At 27.3% G+C, this 414-nt stretch carries 1 protein-coding gene; it reads left to right on the top strand.

Features of this window, described 5'->3' with window-relative positions:
• Positions 1-414, top strand: a 414-nt coding sequence (locus RI01_RS03170) for a hypothetical protein (RefSeq protein ID WP_017193223.1), incomplete at both ends; no start/stop codon positions are given.

Raw genomic sequence — 414 nt, 5'->3', positions numbered from 1 at the left:
ACAATTAAACCATTATTTTAACCAAAATAACATCAACTCTCAAAGTCAAAAAGTAATCCGTGGTAAAATCAATGAATATCTTATTTTATTATACTTAAACAATAAAGGCATCACTCATTTATACCCTCAAGTAAATTTATTTTTTATCCCCGACATTAAATTTGATTTAGTTTTATTCACAGAAAACAAAAGAATCATCGCTTTTAATTTTAAAACATGTCTTCGTGAACGCTATAAACAAGCCATGGCAGAAGCCCAACAACTCAAAAAATTAGATACTCGTTTTGAGTTTTATTTATTAACCAACAACGAACCAGAAACTCAGAGATTAAATCATAAAATCAATCAAGGCATTAATCAAGTAATTAACTTATTTTCCAATTCAGCCAACAATTTCTTACAAAACTTAATTAC

Source organism: Italian clover phyllody phytoplasma str. MA1 (assembly GCF_000300695.1).
Classification (GTDB): Bacteria; Bacillota_I; Bacilli_A; order Acholeplasmatales; family Acholeplasmataceae; genus Phytoplasma.
Note: the sequence above shows the minus strand (reverse complement) of the source record. Positions and strands in the feature narration are given on the sequence as shown.